The following is a 21,274-nucleotide window of genomic DNA, read 5'->3' as shown; positions in this document are numbered from 1 at the left end:
GATGACGATAGGATTTTGTGCGCGCTGCGACGCCCCGCCCCTCTCCCGCAACGGTTCGGCCTCTCCTATCTGCGTCGCATGACCGAACTGACCCCCCGCGAGATCGTCTCCGAACTGGATCGCTATATCGTCGGCCAGAACGACGCCAAGCGCGCCGTCGCCGTCGCCCTGAGGAACCGCTGGCGCAGGAAGCGCGTGCCGGCCGACCTGCGCGACGAGGTGACGCCCAAGAACATCCTGATGATCGGCCCGACCGGCGTCGGCAAGACAGAGATCGCGCGTCGGCTGGCGCGGCTGGCCGGCTCGCCCTTCCTGAAGGTCGAGGCGACCAAATTCACCGAGGTCGGCTATGTCGGCCGCGACGTGGATCAGATCGTGCGCGACCTGGTCGAAAGCGCCCTGATCATGGTGCGCGAGCGCCGGCGCGGCGACGTGCGGGCCAAGGCCGAGGCCGCCGCCGAGGACCGGATCCTGGATGCCCTGGTCGGACCGGGCGCAGGGCCGGCGACGCGGGACAGTTTCAGGAAGAAGCTGCGGGCCGGAGAGCTGGACGACAAGGAGATCGAGATCGCGCTGGCCGACACCGCTTCTCCGATCCAGGGCCTGGACATTCCGGGCGGCGGCAATGTCGGCCTGCTGAACCTGTCGGAAATGCTGGGCAAGATGGGCGGCGGGCGCACCAAGACCGTCAAGCTGGCCGTGCGCGACGCGACGACGCCCCTGATCGCCGAAGAGGGCGACAAGCTGCTGGATCAGGACAGCCTGACGCAGGAGGCGCTGAAACTGGCCGAGAACGAGGGCATCGTCTTCCTGGACGAGATCGACAAGGTGGCGGCTCGCCAAGGCGCATCCGGCGCCGACGTGTCGCGTGAGGGGGTGCAGCGCGACTTGCTGCCCCTGATCGAGGGCACCACGGTCTCGACTAAGTACGGGCCGGTGAAGACCGATCATGTGCTGTTCATCGCCTCGGGCGCCTTCCACGTCGCCAAGCCCTCGGACCTGCTGCCCGAGCTTCAGGGACGCCTGCCGATCCGGGTCGAGCTGAAGGCCCTGACGCGCGACGACTTCAGGCGCATCCTGACCGAGCCGGAAGCCAATCTGATCCGTCAGAACCAGGCCCTGCTGGCGACCGAGGACGTGACCCTGACCTTCACCGACGATGCGGTCGAGGCGATGGCCGATGCGGCGGTGGCGGCCAACAGCGCGGTCGAGAACATCGGCGCGCGCCGGCTTCAGACCGTGATGGAGCGGGTGCTGGAGGAGACCAGCTTCAAGGCTTCGGATCTGTCGGGCCAGACCGTGACCTTCGACGGCGACGCGGTGCGCGAGAAGATGGACGCCCTGACCAAGGACGTCGATCTGAGCCGCTTCATTCTGTAGCGACGCGCTCGGCGGCCTTGCGGTTCTGGCGGCCGCGCAGGCGGTCCGCCACCCGCTCGGCCTGGCGCTGGGTGAAGGCGAGAGCGGCGGGGTTGCCGCGGCGGGCGCCGATGCTGTCGGCGACCTTGGCGCCCCGCTCGCCGATCGGCAGGGGCTTGCCGGTCGTGGTGTCCACGGCGGTCTGGTGCTCGATCTCGGCGTTCAGCTCGGCGCCCATCAGGATCACCTGCACCGACAGCCAGGTCCACAGCAGGAAACCCATCATGGCCGCAAGCGGGCCGTAGCTGTCGGTCCGCACGAAGTTGGACAGATACCAGCTGAACAGGAAGGACACCGTCAGGCTGAGCACCGCCGCGAAGATCGCGCCCGGCGTGACCCAGCGCCAGCGGGCGCGCTGACGGCAGGGGCCGAAGCGATAGATGACGGTCAGGGCCGCGATATAGCCCGCCAGCAGCAGCGGCCAGCGCAGCGGCGCGATCAGGCCCCACTCCTCCTCCAGCCCAAACAGCCGCACCACAACCGGTACCCCGACGACCAGGACCGAGGTCAGCATCACGGCGACGATGGCCCCGACGGTGAAGACCATGCAGATCAGGTTGTAGCGCACGATGTTGCGCTTCTCGACCTCGTGGTAGGCGACGTTCAGGCCGTAGAACAGCACCTTCACCGCCCCGTTGGCGGTCCACAGCGACAGGGCCAGAGTCCAGATCAGGGTGAAGGTCAGCTGGCTGTTGGAGTTGGCCGCCAGCCGCTGCATCTCCCCGCCCAGGAACTCGGCGATGCTGGAGGGCAGAAGCGCATAGAGGAACTGAAGCCGGGCCCAGGCGTCGGCCGGATCGGCGAACAGGCCGTAGAGCGTCACGAACGTCCCGAGGAGCGGGAACAGCGACAGCAGGGTGAAGAAGGTCACGCCGCCGGCGACGAAGCCGACCCGGTCGCCGAAATAGGACCCGCCGGTGCGCCAGACGATGTCGGACCAGCCCCGGTGCGGAATGTGCTCGGGCCGTTTGGCCATGCGGCCGCGACCGGGCTCCTGGGCCTCATAGTCCTCGGGCGTGGGGACCTTGGGCGGCAGGGGCTCGGGGCGAGGCGCGCGCAGCTCGACACCGACCTTGTGCCCCTGGCTGTAGAGCAGGTGGGCGGCGCCGGCGCCGGCGGCCAGACCCCCGGCGGCGGCGCCCAGGAACTTCCACACCCGGCCGCGCTCGGCCGGCATGGGCGCCCGGGCGAACAGGTTGCGAAGCGGGGCGAGGCGGGAGGGGCGGCGCGCAGTCATCCCGACGCGAACGGTCAAGCTGGCCTCGCGTTCCTCCCGTCGCGCTTGAAATCGTCGCCGGGCCGGGCCAATCAACGCCCATGACCGACCCCATCACGCCCAAGTCCGACACCGACGCCCCCACCCTGCTGACCGCCTGGAAGGCGGCGCAGGCCCGGCTGAAGACCGGCCGCATCGACAGCCCCGCCATCGACGCCCGCCTGCTGCTGGAGGCCGCCGCCGGCGCCAGCCGCATGGACATCCTGACCGACCCCTATCGGCCCATCACCGCCGACCAGCTGAGCGCCTATGAGGCCATGGTCGAGCGCCGCTTGAAGCGCGAGCCCGTCTCGCGCATCGTCGGCAAGAAGGGCTTCTGGAAGATCATGCTGAACGTCACCCCCGACGTCCTCAGCCCCCGCCCCGACACCGAGACCCTGATGGACGTCTCCATGCTGGCCTTCGGCAAGAACGAGGCCTTCGACGCCATCGACCTGGGCACCGGCTCGGGCGCGATCCTCTTGGCGCTTCTGGCCGAGCGGCCGGCCGCGCGCGGGGTCGGCACCGACATCTCGTCCGAGGCCCTGGCGGTGGCCAAGGAGAACGCCGCCAACCTGGACCTGAATGAGCGCGCGACCTTCCTGCGCACCGAATGGGCCGCGGGCTTCGGCGACGCCAGCTTCGACCTGGTGCTGTCCAACCCGCCCTATATCCCGACCGACCATATCGCGACCCTGGACCCGGAGGTCCGCGACCACGACCCGCACCTGGCGCTGGACGGCGGCCCCGACGGCTTGCAGGCCTATCGTGATCTGGCGCCCGAGGTGAAACGCATCCTGAAGCCGCTGGGCGTCTTCGCCGTCGAGATCGGCTTTGATCAGGGCCCGCAGGTCAAGGCGCTGTTCGAGGCCGCCGGCTTCACCGACGTCAAGATCATCAAGGACCTGGGCGAGCGCGACCGCGTCGTCACCAACGGCCCGGACCCGCGCACCAATCCGATCCCGCAGGACTGACCGAGATCAGACGGTCGGCGGACAAAAACACCGTCTAATTCGTCTAATTCGTCTGAATTGGCCCTCCCCGGCCGTGCGATGCGTCCCCTGCGGACGAACCGAGACAGGATCGCACGGTTTGGAGCCGTGGGCAGGAGGATGACGCTGGCGGGCGGCAGGGTGTTGGAATCGTTGGGCTGACCTTATCGGAATAGGACGGCTAACCCATCGTTTCGTCATCCTCCGGCAAGCCGCGCTTCGCGGCGCAGACCGGGGGACCCAGCGGCGCCGTCAGGCGAAATCTCAACGCCGCACGATCTCAAACACCGCGTCCGCAACAGGTTCGCGCTAGCGCGCGCCGCTGGGTCCCCCGGTCTCCCCTCGCTTGCGCAAGGGTCGCCGGAGGATGACGAAAGCTAATCTTCCACCGGTGGTCGCCAGTTCGGATCGCTCACCGGAAACCAGTCCTCGGCCAGATCCCGCCATTCCGGGTTCTCCGCCTCGATTAGCTTCAGCTTCCAGTCCCGCAGCCACTTCTTGATCCGCTTCTCGCGCGCGATGGCCTCGACCACCCAGGCGTGCCGCTCGAACCAGACCAACCGCGTGCATCCATGCGCGGTTGAGAAGCCGTCGAACACGCCGTTGCGATGCTTCCAGACCCGCGCCTCCAGGTTCGCCGTCATGCCGGTATAGAGCGTGCCGTTGCGCCCGCTGGCCATGATGTAGGTCGCGATGAACGTCCGATGCGTCGGCATCCGCACAACCTATGCCATACGCCCTCTTTCGTCATCCAGCACGCCGCTCTCTCCTTTCGTCATCCTCCGGGCCGCGCAGCGGAACCGGGGGACCCAGCGGCGCGCGTGAGCGCGAAACTGTCGCGGACCAGGTCTTCCCGCATCGTGCGGCGGATAGATTTCGCCTGACGGCGCCGCTGGGTCCCCCGGTCTGCGCCGCGAAGACGCGGCTTGCCGGAGGATGACGAAAGTAGCGTGAGGTGGTCCAACAGCGCAGTTGACCCTGCTTTGTTCTTTTTTCGACTCCACCTCCTCCCAAAACTGTCCATACATGAGGTGCGTCGCGGAGCCTTAAAACGCTATATGTTGGGGCAGCCCCAATATTTTGTGGATAAATGCTCTAGCACTCCTAGACGGGAGTGATAATGGCTGCGTAGCGTTAATCGCCGAGAAACGATTGGCGATTCTGGAGGAGGGCCGAGCAGAGGATTTTTTAAAGATGATCTCGAAACCAGCCAGCATGAGCGGCTTGGTGAGAGAGTGTGGAGAGGAACGCGGGGAACAAAGTTCTCAGGCCGAGTACCCGTTGCCCCTCTCCGTAAGCGCCTGAACGACGCTGTGCGAATCAGTGCACATGCCGTGCCTAGCACGACAATACTGGTTGTCCACAGCGTCATCGAAAACCTGTGAATCCTGTGATTCCAAGGAGAATAACGATGACCGGAAAACCCGGATCAAACACCGGCCGCAATGGCGGCATTTTCCAAGAAGTGGGGCCGCGAGGCGGCGCTAAGCCGAACTACGTGACCGTACCGGATAACCACCGTCTTCCCCCGACGTCTTCGCCGGGTTCGACGTGGAAGCCGACCCATCGCACGCCCAACAGCACTCGTTGAAGGAACGCTTGCAATGGTGACCTTCCCACAACGGCCTTCCATCCCGGAACGTCCGACGTTCCCTGATCGGCCTTCGTATCCGCAACCACCGCAACGGCCGACCCGTCCGGATCGCCCGACCTTCCCAGTCCCAGGCTGGCGGTGACACTCAGCGGGCGGCCTCGGCCGCCCGCTTTTTCATGACAGCTTTGGAAAGAAACAATGCGCTACTACGTCAATCAAAATGCTCAGTCGAACGGCGATCACGAAGTGCACACCTATAGCTGCACGCAAGGACCCGAGGATTGGAATCGGACTTATCTGGGTGACTACACTTCGTGCGGAGAAGCCGTTCGAAAAGCCAAAACAATCTATTGGCAGTCCAACGGTTGCTACTACTGCTGCAACGCCTGTCACACGTCGTGACGTGACAACACGCTAGGTCCGGGAACAAGTTCCCGGACCATTTCTCAATGCACCCGCATCTTCCCGATCTCCAACCCGCCCTCGCCGGCGGTGACGGCGATCACGCCGCCGTCCTCGATCTCGCCGGCCAGCAACTTGCGCGCGATCGGGTCGACAAGGTCCTTCTGGATGACGCGCTTCAGGGGTCGTGCGCCATAGGCGGGGTCGTAGCCGCGGTCGGCGAGCCAGGCCAGGGCGCTGTCGTCCAGGTCCAGGGTCAGGCGGCGGTCGGCGAGCAGCTTCTCGAAGCGTGACAGCTGGATGCGGACGATGCCGCCCATCTGGTCGCGGCCCAGGCGGTGGAACAGGATGATCTCGTCGATCCGGTTCAGGAACTCGGGCCGGAAGTGGGCGCGGACGGCGTCCATGACGAAGGGGCGCACGGCCTCGACATCGTCGCCCTCGCCCTGATCGGCCAGATACTGGCTGCCCAGGTTGGAGGTCATGATGATCAGGGTGTTCCTGAAATCGATGGTGCGCCCCTGGCCGTCCGTCAGGCGGCCGTCGTCCAGCACTTGCAACAGCACGTTGAAGACGTCGGGGTGGGCCTTTTCGACCTCGTCGAACAGGACGACCTGATAGGGCCGACGGCGCACGGCCTCGGTCAGGGCGCCGCCCTCGTCATAGCCGACATAGCCGGGAGGGGCACCGATCAGGCGGCTGACGCTGTGTTTCTCCATATATTCCGACATGTCCAGGCGGGTGATGGCCGCCTCGTCGTCAAACAGGAAGTCGGCCAGCGCCTTGGTCAGTTCGGTCTTGCCCACGCCGGTCGGGCCCAGGAACAGGAAGCTGCCCAGCGGACGGTTGGGGTCGTTCAGGCCGGCGCGGGCGCGGCGCACGGCGTCGGAGACGGCGGCCAGCGCCTCGTCCTGACCCACCACGCGGCCGCCGAGGGCGGTCTCCATCTGGAGCAGTTTCTCGCGTTCGCCCTCCAGCATCTTGTCGACGGGCACGCCGGTCCAGCGGCTGACGACGGCGGCGATCTGTTCGGCGTCGACGACCTCGGGCGTCAGGGGGCCCTTGCCGCTGGTCTCGTTGGCCTCGGCTTCTTCGAGCTGCTTCTCGATCTGGGGGATCTGGCCGTAGGCGATCTCTGACGCGCGGCCCAGGTCGCCGGCGCGCTGGGCGTTGGCGAGTTCCAGACGCAGGCGGTCCAGGGTTTCGCGCAGCTGGGCGCCCTGGCCCACCTTGTCCTTTTCGGCCTTCCACTGGGCGGTCAGGTCGTCGGACTGGCCTTCCAGATCGGCGATCTCGTCCTCCAGCTTTTCCAGACGGTGTTGAGAGGCGTGGTCGGTTTCCTTCTTCAGGGCCTCGCGTTCGATCTTGAGCTGGACCAGGCGGCGGTCGATCTCGTCCAGGGCCTCGGGCTTGGAGTCCACGGCCATGCGCACGCGGCTGGCGGCCTCGTCGATCAGGTCGATGGCCTTGTCCGGCAGGAAACGGTCGGTGATGTAGCGGTTCGACAGGGTGGCGGCGGCCACAATCGCGCTGTCGGAAATGCGCACGCCGTGGTGGACCTCGTACTTCTCTTTCAGGCCGCGCAGAATGGAGACGGTGTCCTCCACCGTCGGCTCCTCGACCATGACCGGCTGGAAGCGGCGGGCCAGGGCGGCGTCCTTTTCGACGTGCTTTCTGTATTCATCCAAGGTGGTGGCGCCGACGCAATGCAGCTCGCCGCGCGCCAGCGCGGGCTTCAGCAGGTTGGACGCGTCCATGGCGCCGTCGCCCTTTCCGGCGCCGACCAGGGTGTGCATTTCGTCGATGAACAGGATGATGCCGCCCTCGGCCGCAGAGACCTCGGACAGGACGGATTTCAGACGCTCCTCGAACTCGCCGCGATATTTCGCGCCGGCGATCAGGGAGCCCATGTCCAGCGCCATGACGGTCTTGTCGCGCAGGGATTCAGGCACGTCGCCGTTGACGATGCGCAGTGCCAGCCCCTCGACGATGGCGGTCTTGCCGACGCCGGGTTCGCCGATCAGGACGGGGTTGTTCTTGGTGCGGCGGGCCAGGACCTGGATGGTGCGGCGAATTTCTTCGTCGCGGCCGATGACCGGGTCGATCTTGCCGTCGCGGGCGGCCAGGGTCAGGTCGCGGGCGTAGCGTTTCAGGGCGTCGTAGCCGTCCTCGGCGCCGGCGGAATCGGCGGTCTTGCCCTTGCGCACCTCGGCGATGGCGGTCTCCAGCTTGTCGGCCGTGACGCCCGAAGCCTTCAGCACCTCGGCGGCGACCCCGCCTTCCCTGGCGAGCGCGGCGAGCAGCCGCTCGGTGGTGACGAAGGCGTCGCCGGCGGTCTTGGAGGCCGCCTCGGCGGCGGCGAAGACGCGGGCGGTGTCGCCGTCCAGATAGAGCTGGCCCGAGCCGCCGGTGACCTGGGCGCGCTTCTTCAGCGCGGTTTCGACATCGGCCTCGGCGCGGCGGGCGTCGCCGCCGGCGGCGGTGATGAGATTGCGCGCCAGGCCGTCGCGTTCCTCCAGCAGCACCTTGAGCAGATGCTCGGGCGCGAACTGCTGGTGACGGCGGGCCAGGGCTAGCGACTGGGCCGACTGGACGGCCTGTTTGGCGCGGTCGGAATAGAGTTCGAGATTCATGGTTTCAGTCCCCTCGGGAGGCGGATGGATTTCAGCGCACCCTCTGCTGAGCAGCGCGCCGTTGAGATCGAGGTGGGTGTGACGATCGGGTCACACAAGGGGTCAGCTGGGCGGCTTTCGGGGCTGTCCGTTTCGCCGCCGCGCGACTAGGCTCTGGCGAACAGGAGCGCCTCGTGATCGCCCATTCCGCCTGGCCCGTCGATCCGGCCGTCGTCGGCCCCTTTCTGATCGCCGTGGCGCTGATCGAGCTAACGCCGGGGCCGAACATGGGCTGGCTGGCGCTGGTCGCCCTGGCGCGGGGACGGCTGGCCGGTTTCGCGGCGGTGGCGGGGGTGACCCTGGGGCTGGCGGTGTGGATGCTGGCGGCCGCCTATGGGCTGACGGAGGTCTTTTCCGTCTGGCCGCCGCTGTATCAAGGCCTGCGTTGGGCGGGCGTGCTGTTTCTGCTGTGGCTGGCGTGGGAGGCCTGGCGCGCGCCGACGATCGAGGCGGCGCCGACGCCGGACGCGCGCTCGCTGCGCGGCCTGTTCGTGCGCGGTCTGATGGGCAATCTGCTGAACCCCAAGGCCGCGGTCTTCTATGTGGCCCTGCTGCCGACCTTCATGCGGCCCGACCACGGCGCGCCGCTGAGCCAAGCCCTGACGCTGGGTAGCATGCATCTGGCGGTCGCCGTCCTGGTGCACAGTTTGATCGTGATCGGCGGCGCGGGCGCGGCGCGGCTGGCGCCCCGGATGCAGGGTCGCGCCCTGCGCGCGGTGATGGCCGGCGGCCTGATCGTGGTCGCCGCCTGGCTGGCCTGGGAGACGCGGACCTGAGCCCGCGCCTCACAAGCCGGTCGACGCCTTGTCAGCCGCCGGTCGTCGGACCCTGGAAGTCGAACTGTTCGGGGCGACGCTGCCCGCCGCCGAAGTTCCAGGTCAGGCCGATATAGGCCGCACGCCCGCCGAAGGTCTGCTCGGAACGGTCGCGGAAGGTCGGGGTCGTCAGGGTGGTGGTCGAGCCGAAGTCGTCGAACAGGTCGCGCACTGTCATCTGCATCGACCAGGCGTCGTTTAGCTTGCGGCGATAGCCCAGGTTGACCAGGGTCGACTGCTCGCGCACCCCTTGGGCCAGCAGTTGATCGCCGCTCCAGACGCCGGATATCTGGACGAAGTCCTTGGGCGTCGGCTGCCAGTTCAGCGACAGGCGCCCCGAGACGGCGTCGCCCGAGCGATCCTGGGCGCCGACGATGCCGGCGGCGTCGATCTCCTGACGGTAGACGTTCAGGCTGGCGCTGTAGCGCAGGGTCGGCAGCAGCGGGCCGTTGGCGACCAGCTCAAGCCCGGTCGAGGTGCTGGCGCCCAGGTTCTCGGGCCGGGTCAGGAAGACGCCGTTGCCCAGGTCGACGGTCGTCTGAGTGAAGGCCTTGTTGGTGTCGCGGTAGTAGAGGGTCGCCTGGTAGAACGTCTGCTGGACGCGGCGCTGCCAGTTGAGCTCATACGAATCCGTCTCCTGCGGCTCCAGATCCGGGTTGCCCGAGCGATAGTTCTGCGGGTCGCCATAGGTGAGGAAGGGGTTCAGATCGGCCGGGCCGGGACGCTGGATCCGACGGCTGTAGCTGGCGCGCACGGTGTTTTTGTCGTTCAGCTTGTAGGACAGATGGCCGGTCGGATAGGCGCGGAAGTAGTCCTGGGACGTCTTGATGCCGCTGGTGACCTGATTCAAATCCAGGTTCGCCTGTTCCAGACGCAGGCCGAACTGGGCCGACAGCTTCTCGCTGAAGGGCTTCTCGTAGGTGACGTACAGGGCGTGGACGACCTGGTCGACGTCGAAGCGGTTGGACACCAGCGGGTCGGGCGTCAGGGCCGCCTGGGTCGGACCGCGCGCGACACGGTTGTCCAGCTCCAGCAGCGTGGCCTGCAGCTCATAGCCGAGGCGCAGCTTGCCGCCGTCCGACAGCGGCCGGACATAGGCGCTGGTGACGCCCCACTGGTCCTGATGGTTTTCATTGGCGGTGGCCTCGATGAAGTTCGCGGCGACCGGGATCTGTTGATCGACGAAGCTGTCAGAGGTGAAGTTGAAGTTGTTGCGGTCGAAGCGGACCTCATTGGTCCATTCGTGGCCCTGGTCGTCGAAGCGACGCAGCACTCGCGCCGTGGCGCCCGAGAACTGACCCTTGAAGCGGCCGTCTCCGCTGCGGCGATAGGCCGAACCGATGCCGCCGGCCGCATTGTCGGCCTCGTACAGAGTGACGCCGTCGCCGCCTGCGTCGACGTCGGTGTGACGCAGTTCGCCGACCAGCTGGGTCTTGGCGTCCAGATCATATTGGGCGGACAGGCGGAGGTAGGCGCTGTCAGAGGCGCCGTCGATGTCCTGGCTCTGGCGCGACTCCAGGAAGCGGCCCGAGCCGGTGTCCAGACGTTCGCGCACACGATTGGTTTCGGCCAGATAGCCATCGTGACGGATGCCGGCATCGGCCGTCAGGGTCGTCTTGCCGTTCACATGAGCGATGTTCGCGCCGATGTTGTAGCGGCCGCCGTCGCCGACATTGGCGCGGATCGAGCCGTTGGTGGTCTGGGTCGGGCGGACCGTGGTGGGCTTGGAGATCAGGTTGATGACGCCGCCCGAACCCTCGGGGCTGTAGGCCGCCGACGGATTGGTCATCACTTCGATGCGGGCATACTGCGCGGCCGGAATCTGCTGGATCATCTGGCCGCGGCTGGGGCCGTTGAACTGGGTCGCCGGGCGGCCGTCGATCAGGATCGTGACATTGGAATCGCCGCGCAGGCTGACGTTGCCATCGGGGTCGACCTCGACCGAGGGGATGTTGCGCAGGGCGTCGGCCAGGGTCCCGGTCGTGGCCTGAAGATCATTGGCCAGGCTGTAGCTGGTGGAATCGATAGAGGTGCGCACGTCATTGGCGCGGGCGTTGACGACCACGTCGCCGACGCTGGCGGGCTGCTGTTGCTGGGCCGGTTCGGCCGTCTGAGTACGCGGCGCGGGCGTCTGGGCCGTCGTCGCCGGGGGCTGGGCGGCCGGCTGGCTCGTCGCCGCCGGCGGCGGGGTCTGCGAGGCGGTCTGGAACGAATTCTGGGATTGAGCCAGAGCGGCGCCAGGCAGGACGACGGCGGCCGCACCCAGCATGAGAACGAGTTTGGAAGAGGTCATGCCCCGGCGATCCTGAAAGAGTGCGCGGGCGTCTGTTTGCGCCCGTCAATAAGCCTGACTATCGACGTTACTTTGAATCGCAAAGTTACATCTTCTTCATCGAGACGGCGCGGTTGTGGCCAAGCTTTGGAACCCTCAGCTTCGCCATACGCTTTGACCCGATGCTGACCACGAAGATGAACCCCCGCGTGTTTTGGGGCGCGAGCGCCATCATCGCGCTGTTGCTGCTTGTCGCCATCGTCGCGCCGGGAGAATCCGACCGCCTGTTCCAGAGTGTTCAGGCCTGGGTGATCGACACCTTCGGCTGGCTCTATATCGCCTCGGTCGCCGCCTTCGTGGGACTGGTGCTGGTGCTGGCGATCGGCCCGACGGGCGCGCTGAAGCTGGGGCCGGACGACGCCGAGCCGGACTTTCCCTATCTGTCCTGGCTGGCCATGCTGTTCGCCGCCGGCATGGGGATCGGCCTGATGTATTTCGGCGTGGCCGAGCCGATCCAGCACTATATCAATCCGCCCGAGGGCGCCGGCCGCACCTTCGACGCAGCGCGTCAGGCCATGGGCATCACCTTCTTCCACTATGGGGCGCACGCCTGGTCGATCTATGCGCTGGTGGGCCTCAGCCTGGCCTTCTTCGCGCACCGCAAGGGTCTTCCGCTGACGCTGAGGTCGGGCCTGTCGCCTCTGCTGGGCAAGCGCGTCAACGGGCCGATCGGCGATGCGGTCGACATCTTCGCCATCTGGGGCACGGCGTTCGGCATCGCCACGTCTCTGGGTTTCGGCGTGTCGCAGATGAACAGCGGCCTGACCTATCTGCTGGGCATTCCCAACACGGCCTGGGTTCAGGTCGGGCTGATCGTCGTGGTCATGGCGGCGGCGACCGCCTCGGTCATGAGCGGGGTCGGCAAGGGGGTGCGCCGTCTGTCGGAGCTGAACCTGACGCTGGCGGTGCTGCTGATGCTGTTCGTGCTGGTGGTCGGGCCGACCGGCTTCTTGTTCAAGGCCCTGGTCCAGAACTTCGGCTTCTATCTCAGCCATTTCGTCGAGCGGACCTTCACCCTCTACGCCTATGAGCCGCGCGCCTGGATGGCGGACTGGACCCTGTTCTACTGGGCCTGGTGGATCGCCTGGTCGCCGTTCGTGGGGATGTTCATCGCCCGGATTTCGCGCGGACGAACGGTGCGGGAGTTCCTGCTGAACGTGCTGCTGGTGCCGGCCGGCTTCACCTTCCTGTGGATGACGGTCTTCGGCAATACGGCGATCAGCCTGGACATGGGCCAGGCGGCGGGCGCGATTTCCAACGCCGTCTCAGCCGATCTGTCGACCGCCCTGTTCTACTTCCTGGAGCAGTTGCCGGGCGCGGCCTTCACCTCGGGTCTGGCCATCCTGCTGGTGGCGGTCTTCTTCATTACATCGGCCGATTCCGGCGCTCTGGTGATCGACACCATCGCCTCCGGAGGGGCCGATGACACGCCGCGCTGGCAGCGGGTCTATTGGTGCCTGCTGCTGGGCCTGATCGCCGCGACCCTGTTGCTGGCGGGCGGACTGGGCGCGCTGCAGGCCGCCACCCTGGCCGCCGCCCTGCCCTTCGTCCTGATCATGATCCTGCTATCGATCGGCCTGGTGCGCCAGATGAACGCCGACGTCGCGGGTCGCAGCCTTGAGACCGAAGGCGCGCCCCTGGCGCAGCAGCTGAAACGCATCCTGGCCCCGGCCAGCCGCGCCGACATTCTGAGCGAGATCGAGCGCCACGGCCTGCCCGCGCTGGAAACGGTTCACGCCGCCATGGAGGCCGAGGCGGCGAAGTCCGAGATCGGGCGTGACGACGGCGTCGCCTGGCTGACGGTCAAACAGGGCGAGCGCACCTTCGTCTATCGCCTGGGCGCCCGCTCGCGTCCGCGTCCCGCCGTGATCCAGCGCGAGACGCCCGAAGGCCGTCGCCTGCTGGAATGGCGACTGACCGCCCAGACCGGCGAGGGCGAACGCCCCCACGACATCACCGGCTTCACCCGCGACCAGATCGTCGCCGACGTGCTGGAAAAGCTTCAACGCTGGCGACTGGCCTAGACGACGAAGGGGCGCTAGCGTCCGGCGGTCTTCGCTGGAGTTCGCCATGTCCCTTCGTCTGTCGCGCCGCACCCTGTTCGCTTCCGGAGGCGCGGCGGCGCTGGCGGCGGGACCCGTGTTCGCCCAGAGCACGCCGGCGAACGACGATGCGTCGCTGGCGGCGGCGGTGGACGCCTATGTGGCCAAGTGCATGGCGGCCTGGCCGGATCAGCCGGCGCTGGGCGTCGCGGTGGTCAAGGACGGGGCGACCGTTCTGGCGCGCGGTTATGGCGTCAAGGTTCAGGGCAAGCCGGCGCGGGCCGATGAGCACACCCTGTTCGCCATCGCCTCCAACACCAAGAACGTCACCGCCGCCGCCCTGGCCATCCTGGTCGACGAGGGCAAGGTGAAGTGGGATGAGCCGGTTCGGACCTATCTGCCCGGCTTCACCCTGTCCGATCCCTATATCGGCGAACACATCACGGTGCGCGATACGCTGAGCCATCGGGCCGGGTTCGGCCTGGGCGCCGGCGACCTTCTGTTCTGGCCCAACTCGGACCGCACCCGCGCCGAGGTGCTGGCCCAGGCCGCCTTCGTGCCGATCGAGGACGGCTTCCGGGCGCGCTATCACTACTGCAACCTGATGTTCGTGGTCGCGGGCGCGGTGCTGGAGGCCGTGTCTGGGATGAGCTGGGAGGCCTTCATCCAGACCCGCATCTTGGACAGGGTGGGGATGACCGAAACCGTGCCGCTGGCGCGTCTGGCCGATGCGTCCAAGTCCGCCCTGCCCCACGGCCGGGTCGGCCCGCCGCTGCGCTATCAGGGGGCGATGACGCCCATCGCCAAGTCCATCGTCGAGGTGTGGAACTGGGATTCGGCGGCGGCGGCGGGGGGCATCTGCACCACCCCGACCGACTGGGCCAAATGGATCGCCGTGCGGCTGAACGACGGCAAGCTGGCGGACGGGACGCGTCTGTATTCCGAGGATGCGGCGCGCGAGATGTATCGCCCCAACATCATCGTCGGATCGTCGGCCGGACCGACGGCGGAACTGCCCAACCGATCCATCGCCTCGACCTATGCGATGGGTCTTCAGGTTCAGGACTATCGCGGCGAGCGGATCGCCAGCCACGGCGGCGGCTCGCCCGGCGGCATTTCCGCCACGGTGCTGATCCCCGGCCGCAAGACCGGCTTCAGCGTCTTCTCCAACGCCGAGGAGAGCTTCCTGCTGCGCGCCCTGCGGTCCGGCATCACCGACATCTGCATGGGCAAGGTCGATGTGGACTGGATCGCAGACTCCAAGAAGTTGGAGGCCGAGGGCAATGCGAAATCCATCGCCGCCGCCGCCGAGATCGACGCCAAACAGGCGGCGGGCGCGCCTCCGTCGATGCCGCTGGACGCCTACGCGGGGACCTGGCGCGATCCGTGGTACGGCGACATCGTCATTGCGCCCAAGACCGAGGGACGCGGCCGAAATAGGAAGAGCGGCCTGTGGCTGAGCTTCACCCACACGCCCGCCCTGCAAGGCTGGCTGGAGCCGTATGACGGCGAGACCTTCCGCACCCGTTTCCCGGACAAGCGCGAGGAGGACGCCTTCGTCACCTTCTCGATCCTGACGGCCAAACCGGCGACGGCGACGGTGAAGGGGGTCAGCCCCGACATCGACTTCAGCTACGACTATCAGGACCTGAGACTGACGCGCGTGTGACCTCGGACGACCCTGTGACCCAGGGTCGCAAACCGGAACGGCCCTGGCGTCCTGACGCTATCTTCCCATCAATCGAAAGGGAGACCGTCATGTCCAAGACCCCAAACCCGCGCGCGCTGGATCGCGACGAGGCGGATTTGGTCGAACAGACGAAGGCGCTGGCCGAGCGTTCGCCGGCGGAACTGCGCGACCTGATCGGGCGGCTGCGCGGGCGGCGTGACCGGGTGCAGCGTCAGATCCGAGGACGCGTTCGTGCGGGAGAGAGCGGCCCGGATGCGGGCGCGCGCGAGAAGAAGGCGCTGCTGACCGAGGCCATCGCCCGCGTCGCCGATGAGATGGACCGGCGTAAATCCGGCCCTAAATCCGGCGGGGCGGTCGCGACGGCGACGGCGACGGCGACCGACAATCTGCGCGAGGCCGTTCGTCGCAAGGCCGAAAGCCCGACCTGGACCGGACCGGACGATCGCACCGCCGATCTTGGGCCCAGCGAAACGCCGAACACCAAGATTGCCCCCTCCGGCGCGCTTCACGCCGAAGGGATGCGCGCGGCGATCAGCCGATCGACCGGCGCGCGTTAGCCGGTGATCTCGAGCAGCTCCAGCTTAGCTTCCTGCTTGGGCCACGGCAGGACCAGGCGCCAGCGGTTCTGGCCGATGCGTTCGATGACGCCGACCTGATCCCGCTCGGCGCTGTCGCCGTAGGCCGGATACCGGTTCTCGTCGGCGCCCCAGGCCTGGGCGCCGATGTAGACGCCGCGGCGGTCGGTGTCGGGGTAGATCAGACCCCGGGTGCGCTGCGAGCCCGTCAGCTTGGTCAGGATCAGGTCGCCGCCCGCCGTCAGTTCAACCGTGCAGCGGAACCAGGGATATTCGACATAGGCCAGCCCCGAGCCATTGCGGCTGCCCATCTTGATTGTGCGGCAACGATAGTTCCCCTGACCGGGTTGGACGCGGCCGCTCTGCCCCGCATTAGGGTCGGCGAGCGGTCCCAGGGCCTCGACCTGACGCGAGAAGCCACCCTCCTCGGCCTCGGCGCGGGCCATGCGCCAGGCTTGGTCCAGCCGCCCCAGCAGGCTGGCGTCGGCTGTGTTGGCGACCTTGCGCCAATCGTCGGTTCCGCCCTGCATCCCCTCGGCTGGGGTCGTCTGAGGTTGCGGCGTCGCCGTCGCCTCAGGCGCGGCTTGTGGCGGAACGCCGGCCGCGGGCGTGGTCACGGCGGGCGAGGCCTCGGTCGGTGCGGCGGGACTGTTGTCGCCACAGGCCGCCAGGGCGGTCGTGGTCATCAGGGCCAGAACGGCCAGAGGGGTGCGGCGCATCAGCGTCTCCATCGGTTGTCATGACCGAACGTGACAGGGCGCCCGAGGTTCAGCCGAACCTTAGCCGCGCGGCGCCGGGACCAGCTCGATGAGGTCCAGATTGGATTCGGTGTTGGGCCACGGCAGGACCAGCCGCCACCGCGCCTCGCCGATGCGTTGCAGGATGGCGACCAGATCGCGGTCGGGGTTGCGGCCATAGGTGTTGGCGGCGGGCTCCTGCGCTAGGGCCAGCGAACCGAGCATCACCATATGGCGGTCGTCTTCGGGAAAGAGCAGGCCGGAGGGGCGCTGCGAGCCGGTCAGCTTGGAGAACTTCAGGCCTTTCGGCGTCTGTTCGATGCGGCAGGCGAACCAGCCGTAGACGACATAGCCCAGCCCGTCCTCGCCTCCCTGGGTGCCCAGTTTCACGGTGCGGCAGCGATAGTCGCCGGGCGGCGGCGCGACGCCGGGACGGTCGGCCTTGGGGTCGATCAGATCGCCCAGGCTGTTCAGATCGCCGGAGCCGCGCTGACGTTTTGCCTGTTGCAGGGCCAGGGTCCAGGCGGCGTCGACGCGGCGATAGCGATCCCGGTCGGCCGAGGTGATGACGCCGCGCCAATCCATCAGCGCGCCGGCCGCGCCGGGCGGCGGCGGGGGGGGCGGCGGCGGGGTCGAAGCGCAGGCGGCGACGGCGTACAGGGCCGCCAGCGGCGCCAGGCGGCGCACGAGCGTGCGGGACGAAATGAACAGACGCATCAACGCTTCCCTTGGGGGCGACCTTACGGGCGAACTCAAGCCTCTTAGGCCCTCTGGCGCCCCTCGTCGTCAAGGCCGGGACAGGCCGAACCGTCGTCCAGCACATCGTTCAGCGCCGCGCCCAATGCAGCGAGATCCAGCGGCTTGGCCAGCCAGGCGTCGAAGCCCGCATCGCGCCCACGCGCGCTGTCCCGAGGCGAGGCGGCGGCCGTCAGCGCCAGCACGGGGACGTGGCGCGTCAGGGGATCGACGTCCAGCCGCGCCTTGACCTCATAGCCGTCCATGTCGGGCAGACCGATGTCGAGCAGGATGACGTCGGGGCCGAGCGCCCGCGCCAGGTCCAGCCCCTCCGCGCCTGTGGTCGCGGCATGCAGGGTCAGGCCGAGACCGCGCGCGACCTGACGCATCAAGGCGATGTTGGCGGCGTTGTCCTCGATATAAAGCGCCACTGCCGGTTTCGAGAGCGCGACGACCGGCGTCACGCCGGGGGACGGCGCAGCAGGCACATTGAGCGAGAAGACGGCGCCGCCTGATGGATCATGCTGCATCGCCAACGTCCCGCCCATCCGTTCGGCCAGGCGCTGGGCTGAGGCGACGCCCAGACCTGTTCCGCCGCGCGCGTCTCGACCGTCCAGAGGGCGAAACAGCCGCTCCGCCCCTTGGCCCTGCGGGCCTGATTTGGCGTCGTGGATGGCGAGGCGGATGTCGTGGTCCACACGCGACAGCTCCATTCGGACGGTCCCGCCGGGCGACGAATGGCGAAGGGCGTTCTCGACCAGTCGACGCAGGAGGCGGCGGACCTGGCCCGCATCGGCCATGACGCACAGGCCGTGGGCGGCCGGCGGGCAGGCCAGAGCGACGCCGGCGTCTCGCGCCTGGGATTGCAGCCGGTCGCACACCTGACGCAGCGCCAGACGCAGGTCGACGCGATGGATCGCCTGAGCGCCGCCGCCGTCTTCGCACGTCATGAAGGCGTCCGTCTCTTCGATCAGCGCCAGCAGAACCCCACCCGCCGCCTCGATCTGACCGACGGCCTGAACCTGCCGTGTCGACAAGGGATCGGTCTGATCGTTGAGGCGGAGAAGCTGGGTGAAGCCCATGACGGTGGTCAGGGGCGTACGCAGTTCGCGGCCCAGGGCCTGCATCACCTCGCCTCGCGTGCGCAGGGCGGCGGTCAGACGTTCGACCTCAGCTTCGGCGGTCGACAGGGCCCGGCGCAGCCCTTGCGTCTGTCGGCCCAGGCGGGTTTCGAGCCGGGCGTTCTCACGCTTCAGCCGTGTCGCCGCCTCATCCGCGCGCAGCCACAGCCACACGCCCGAACAGGTCCCGGCCAACGCCAGAGACAGGACCAGCAAGACGAAATCCATGACGCCCCTCCGACGCACCAGGATGACGCGCAGGAGTTGCGTTCAGGTAAACATGCCCGCTTAGGTTGTTGTCAGTCTTCGCTGGCCGTGGCGGCTTCGGGCTTGCGACGTGGCGCACGGCGACGCGGGGCCGCCTCGCCTTCGGCTTGCTCGGCCGGGGTCGACGACACCGGCGCGCGGGTCAAAAAGCCCGGCAAGGCGGTCGGGGCGTCGCCGTCGTCCGCTGCGACAGCGGCGGCGGTGCGGCGGGGACGGCGCGCGGGGCGCTCGTCGGCGGTCAGCGCCTCGACGCTCGGGGCGTCAGCGACATTGACGGGCGTCTCGACGACGGGCGCTTCGCTCACGGCTTCGGCGCGGTCGGCCTCGGCATAGGAAGGGGCGGCGCCCTCAGCGCCGTCTTGGGCGCCGTCCTGATTGTCGAAGCGGCGATTGCGTTCCTCGCGGCGACGCTCCCAGCGTTCGCGGCGGCTTTCGCGACGACCGCCGCCCTCGCCCTCGGCGCGGACCTCGTCGCCTTCGCGCGGCTCGCGGGGTTCGCGCGGCTGCTGGCCGTCGCGGTTCTGGTCACGATCACGGTTGTGATCGCGGTCGCGGTTGTCACGGTCCCGATCCCGGTCGCGACTGTAGTCGCGGTCGCGGTTCTGATCACGGTTCTGGTTCTGCTCGGCGCGCTCGGCGGCCTCAGCGGCCTGGCGGTCGGCGGCCTGCTGGGCGGCGACGAAGGCGGCGGCCTGGGCGCCGGATTCGTCCTCGAAGTCGATGTCGAAGCCCTGGTTGGACTGTTCACGCGCGGCGATGTCCGAGAAGGACCGCTGCGGCTGGAGCGCGCGCAGGACGCGGTAATAGTGTTCGGCGTGCTGCTGATAGTTTTCGGCCAGCACCCGGTCGCCGCTGGAGGCCGCATCGCGGGCCAGCTGCTGATAGCGCTCATACACCGTCTGGGCGTTGCCCCGGACCTTGATGTTCTCGGGGCCTTGCGAATCCCACGAACGATTCGGATTGGCGTTGTTGGCGTTATTGGCGCCCGCCTTGTTCCGATTGCGTCCGCGCTGACGCTTCATGCCCTTGAAATCTCTCATTCGCGCTACCGTGTGCAGGGGCGGACCAAAGCCTGAAGGCCGGTTCCGTCCGTTTCGTGGTTCCGTCTCGCTCGGGGCCGATCCCCGATTGTCGAACTGTCGGAATGCCTTGTCGCCCGCATGGTGCGCCGGTCCTTTCGGGACCGACCGTCATGGCCGGCTCAAGCCGCGAACAGCCGGGTATGCGCCCGTAAAGCTGCGATTGAGTGGGAGACGGCAGAGACTTAACCCGAGTGAGCGGCCTTTCCAAGCGATATTCGTCAATGCGTCGCACCGAACCCTGCACAGCGCCGCTTTGCCAAGCTCGCCGGCTGGGCTAGGCATGACCTTTGAGACGACGACGAGGCGATCCCATGCGCGTGCTGGTTCTGGGCGGCGACGGTTTTTGCGGCTGGCCCACGGCCCTGCATCTGTCGGCCGAAGGGTGGGACGTGACCATCGTCGACAACCTGAGCCGCCGCAACATCGATAACGAGCTGGAGGTCCAGTCCCTGACGCCGATCCGCACCATGGGCGAGCGGATCAAGGCGTGGAAAGACGTGTCCGGCCGCGACATCGGCTTCGTCAACATGACGGTGGGCAAGGAATTCGACCGCCTGGTCGCCCTGATCTGTGACTTCGCCCCCGACAGCGTGGTGCATTTCGCCGAGCAGCGGGCGGCCCCCTATTCGATGAAGTCGGCGCGGCACAAGCTGTACACCGTCGACAATAACATCAACGCCACCAACCACCTGCTGGCCGCCATCGTCGAAAGCGGCCTGGACGTCCATCTGGCGCACCTGGGGACGATGGGGGTCTATGGCTACGGCACCGCGGGCCTGCGCATTCCCGAGGGCTATCTGAAGGTGACGGTGGACACCGACAACGGTCCCGCCGAGCAGGAAATCCTGTTCCCGCCCAATCCGGGCAGCATCTATCACATGACCAAGACGCAGGACGCCCTGCTGTTCCAGTTCTATGCCCGCAACGACAACCTGCGCATCACCGACCTGCACCAGGGCATCGTCTGGGGCACCCAGACCGAGCAGACCAAGCAGGACGAACGGCTGATCAACCGCTTCGACTATGATGGCGATTACGGCACGGTGCTGAACCGCTTTTTGATGCAGGCGGCGGTCGGTTATCCGCTGACGGTGCATGGATCGGGCGGCCAGACGCGGGCCTTCATCCATATTCAGGACACGGTGCGCTGCGTCGAACTGGCGCTGAAAAACCCGCCCAAACGCGGCGAGCGGGTCAAGATCCTGAACCAGATGACCGAGAGCCGCCGCGTGCGCGATCTGGCGGCCATGATCGCCGACAAGACCGGCGCCGAAATCCACAATGTCGCCAATCCGCGTCAGGAAGCCGACGAGAACGATCTCGTCGTCGCCAACGACCAGTTCCGAAATCTTGGGCTGAAGCCGATCACCCTGGCGCAGGGTCTGATGGACGAGGTTACGGACATCGCCCGCCGCTATGCCGACCGGGCCGATCTGGGGCGGGTGCCGTGCGTCTCCGCCTGGAACCAACGCCGGGCGGAGGCGCTGGAAAATGAGGCGCGGCCGACAGCCGACGCGGTGCCTTCCCAAGTTCTGACGGCCTGA

15 protein-coding genes are annotated in these 21,274 nt (G+C 67.5%); 7 read left to right on the top strand and 8 right to left on the bottom strand.

Annotated elements, in window-relative coordinates; all coding sequences use genetic code 11:
• The first annotated feature begins 78 nt into the window (after positions 1-78).
• Entirely contained in the window at positions 79-1,380 is a 1,302-nt protein-coding gene (gene hslU / locus O2K97_RS04230) for an ATP-dependent protease ATPase subunit HslU (protein WP_269220579.1), read from the top strand.
• Here hslU and O2K97_RS04225 read toward each other — a convergent pair.
• Complete coding sequence (locus O2K97_RS04225) at positions 1,370-2,674, bottom strand: YihY/virulence factor BrkB family protein (protein ID WP_269220578.1); 1,305 nt, start codon at positions 2,672-2,674, stop codon at positions 1,370-1,372. The two genes, hslU and O2K97_RS04225, sit on opposite strands and share 11 nt — an antisense overlap.
• 62 nt (positions 2,675-2,736) lie before the next feature.
• Between O2K97_RS04225 and prmC the strand changes: the two genes are divergently transcribed.
• Entirely contained in the window at positions 2,737-3,648 is a 912-nt protein-coding gene (prmC, locus tag O2K97_RS04220) for a peptide chain release factor N(5)-glutamine methyltransferase (protein ID WP_045811073.1), read from the top strand.
• A 395-nt stretch (positions 3,649-4,043) separates the two neighbouring features.
• On the opposite strand, the gene O2K97_RS04215 is transcribed toward prmC, so the two are convergent.
• The gene (locus tag O2K97_RS04215; RefSeq protein ID WP_269220577.1) at positions 4,044-4,382 is read right to left on the bottom strand and encodes a GIY-YIG nuclease family protein; all 339 of its coding nucleotides are present in this window, start codon (positions 4,380-4,382) and stop codon (positions 4,044-4,046) included.
• Positions 4,383-5,706: 1,324 nt separating this feature from the next.
• Positions 5,707-8,295, bottom strand: a complete 2,589-nt coding sequence (clpB, locus tag O2K97_RS04210) for an ATP-dependent chaperone ClpB (RefSeq protein ID WP_269220576.1) — start codon at positions 8,293-8,295, stop codon at positions 5,707-5,709.
• Positions 8,296-8,468: 173 nt separating this feature from the next.
• Here clpB and O2K97_RS04205 point away from each other — a divergent pair, with 173 nt between their 5' ends.
• Positions 8,469-9,110, top strand: a complete 642-nt coding sequence (locus O2K97_RS04205; RefSeq protein WP_269220575.1) for a LysE family translocator — start codon at positions 8,469-8,471, stop codon at positions 9,108-9,110.
• A 31-nt stretch (positions 9,111-9,141) separates the two neighbouring features.
• Here the strand turns inward: O2K97_RS04205 and O2K97_RS04200 are convergent, their stop codons facing one another.
• Positions 9,142-11,442 (bottom strand): TonB-dependent receptor domain-containing protein, encoded by a 2,301-nt coding sequence (locus tag O2K97_RS04200; protein ID WP_269220574.1) that lies wholly within the window; start codon positions 11,440-11,442, stop codon positions 9,142-9,144.
• Between the two features lie 176 nt (positions 11,443-11,618).
• On the opposite strand from O2K97_RS04200, the gene O2K97_RS04195 reads away from it, so the two are divergent.
• From O2K97_RS04195 to O2K97_RS04185, 3 genes are all read left to right on the top strand, one after another.
• Positions 11,619-13,505, top strand: a complete 1,887-nt coding sequence (locus O2K97_RS04195) for a BCCT family transporter (protein WP_269220573.1) — start codon at positions 11,619-11,621, stop codon at positions 13,503-13,505.
• A gap of 46 nt (positions 13,506-13,551) precedes the next feature.
• Positions 13,552-15,192 (top strand): serine hydrolase, encoded by a 1,641-nt coding sequence (locus O2K97_RS04190; protein ID WP_269220572.1) that lies wholly within the window; start codon positions 13,552-13,554, stop codon positions 15,190-15,192.
• An 89-nt stretch (positions 15,193-15,281) separates the two neighbouring features.
• A complete protein-coding gene (locus O2K97_RS04185) occupies positions 15,282-15,770 on the top strand; it encodes a hypothetical protein (RefSeq protein WP_269220571.1) in 489 nt (162 codons plus the stop codon).
• Here the strand turns inward: O2K97_RS04185 and O2K97_RS04180 are convergent.
• The 4 genes from O2K97_RS04180 to O2K97_RS04165 all read right to left on the bottom strand — a co-directional run bounded on the left by O2K97_RS04180 (position 15,767) and on the right by O2K97_RS04165 (position 19,688).
• Positions 15,767-16,507, bottom strand: a complete 741-nt coding sequence (locus O2K97_RS04180) for a DUF4893 domain-containing protein (RefSeq protein WP_269220570.1) — start codon at positions 16,505-16,507, stop codon at positions 15,767-15,769. The two genes, O2K97_RS04185 and O2K97_RS04180, sit on opposite strands and share 4 nt — an antisense overlap.
• Positions 16,508-16,567: 60 nt before the next feature.
• Positions 16,568-17,242: a DUF4893 domain-containing protein gene (locus tag O2K97_RS04175; RefSeq protein WP_269220569.1), complete on the bottom strand. Its 675-nt coding sequence runs from the start codon at positions 17,240-17,242 to the stop codon at positions 16,568-16,570.
• Between the two features lie 44 nt (positions 17,243-17,286).
• A complete protein-coding gene (locus O2K97_RS04170) occupies positions 17,287-18,609 on the bottom strand; it encodes a hybrid sensor histidine kinase/response regulator (RefSeq protein WP_269220568.1) in 1,323 nt (440 codons plus the stop codon).
• Between the two features lie 71 nt (positions 18,610-18,680).
• On the bottom strand, positions 18,681-19,688 hold the full coding sequence (locus O2K97_RS04165) for a DUF4167 domain-containing protein (protein ID WP_269220567.1): 1,008 nt from the start codon (positions 19,686-19,688) through the stop codon (positions 18,681-18,683).
• A 353-nt stretch (positions 19,689-20,041) separates the two neighbouring features.
• On the opposite strand from O2K97_RS04165, the gene O2K97_RS04160 reads away from it, so the two are divergent.
• Complete coding sequence (locus O2K97_RS04160; RefSeq protein ID WP_269220566.1) at positions 20,042-21,274, top strand: NAD-dependent epimerase/dehydratase family protein; 1,233 nt, start codon at positions 20,042-20,044, stop codon at positions 21,272-21,274.

It is taken from the genome of Brevundimonas vesicularis (assembly GCF_027105095.1).
GTDB lineage: Bacteria > Pseudomonadota > Alphaproteobacteria > Caulobacterales > Caulobacteraceae > Brevundimonas > Brevundimonas vesicularis_E.
The sequence above is the reverse complement of the archived record's forward strand: the minus strand, read 5'-3'. Positions and strand labels throughout refer to the sequence as shown.

What these genes read in the sequence shown, in the direction of transcription:
- O2K97_RS04160 (WP_269220566.1), top strand. Translation starts at nt 20,042, where the DNA reads ATGCGCGTGCTGGTTCTGGGCGGCGACGGTTTTTGCGGCTGGCCCACG.
- O2K97_RS04185 (WP_269220571.1), top strand. Translation starts at nt 15,282, where the DNA reads ATGTCCAAGACCCCAAACCCGCGCGCGCTGGATCGCGACGAGGCGGAT.
- O2K97_RS04215 (WP_269220577.1), bottom strand. Translation starts at nt 4,382, where the DNA reads ATGCCGACGCATCGGACGTTCATCGCGACCTACATCATGGCCAGCGGG.
- clpB (WP_269220576.1), bottom strand. Translation starts at nt 8,295, where the DNA reads ATGAATCTCGAACTCTATTCCGACCGCGCCAAACAGGCCGTCCAGTCG.
- hslU (WP_269220579.1), top strand. Translation starts at nt 79, where the DNA reads ATGACCGAACTGACCCCCCGCGAGATCGTCTCCGAACTGGATCGCTAT.
- O2K97_RS04165 (WP_269220567.1), bottom strand. Translation starts at nt 19,688, where the DNA reads ATGAGAGATTTCAAGGGCATGAAGCGTCAGCGCGGACGCAATCGGAAC.
- O2K97_RS04200 (WP_269220574.1), bottom strand. Translation starts at nt 11,442, where the DNA reads ATGACCTCTTCCAAACTCGTTCTCATGCTGGGTGCGGCCGCCGTCGTC.
- O2K97_RS04180 (WP_269220570.1), bottom strand. Translation starts at nt 16,507, where the DNA reads ATGCGCCGCACCCCTCTGGCCGTTCTGGCCCTGATGACCACGACCGCC.
- O2K97_RS04190 (WP_269220572.1), top strand. Translation starts at nt 13,552, where the DNA reads ATGTCCCTTCGTCTGTCGCGCCGCACCCTGTTCGCTTCCGGAGGCGCG.
- O2K97_RS04195 (WP_269220573.1), top strand. Translation starts at nt 11,619, where the DNA reads ATGAACCCCCGCGTGTTTTGGGGCGCGAGCGCCATCATCGCGCTGTTG.
- O2K97_RS04175 (WP_269220569.1), bottom strand. Translation starts at nt 17,242, where the DNA reads ATGCGTCTGTTCATTTCGTCCCGCACGCTCGTGCGCCGCCTGGCGCCG.
- O2K97_RS04170 (WP_269220568.1), bottom strand. Translation starts at nt 18,609, where the DNA reads ATGGATTTCGTCTTGCTGGTCCTGTCTCTGGCGTTGGCCGGGACCTGT.
- prmC (WP_045811073.1), top strand. Translation starts at nt 2,737, where the DNA reads ATGACCGACCCCATCACGCCCAAGTCCGACACCGACGCCCCCACCCTG.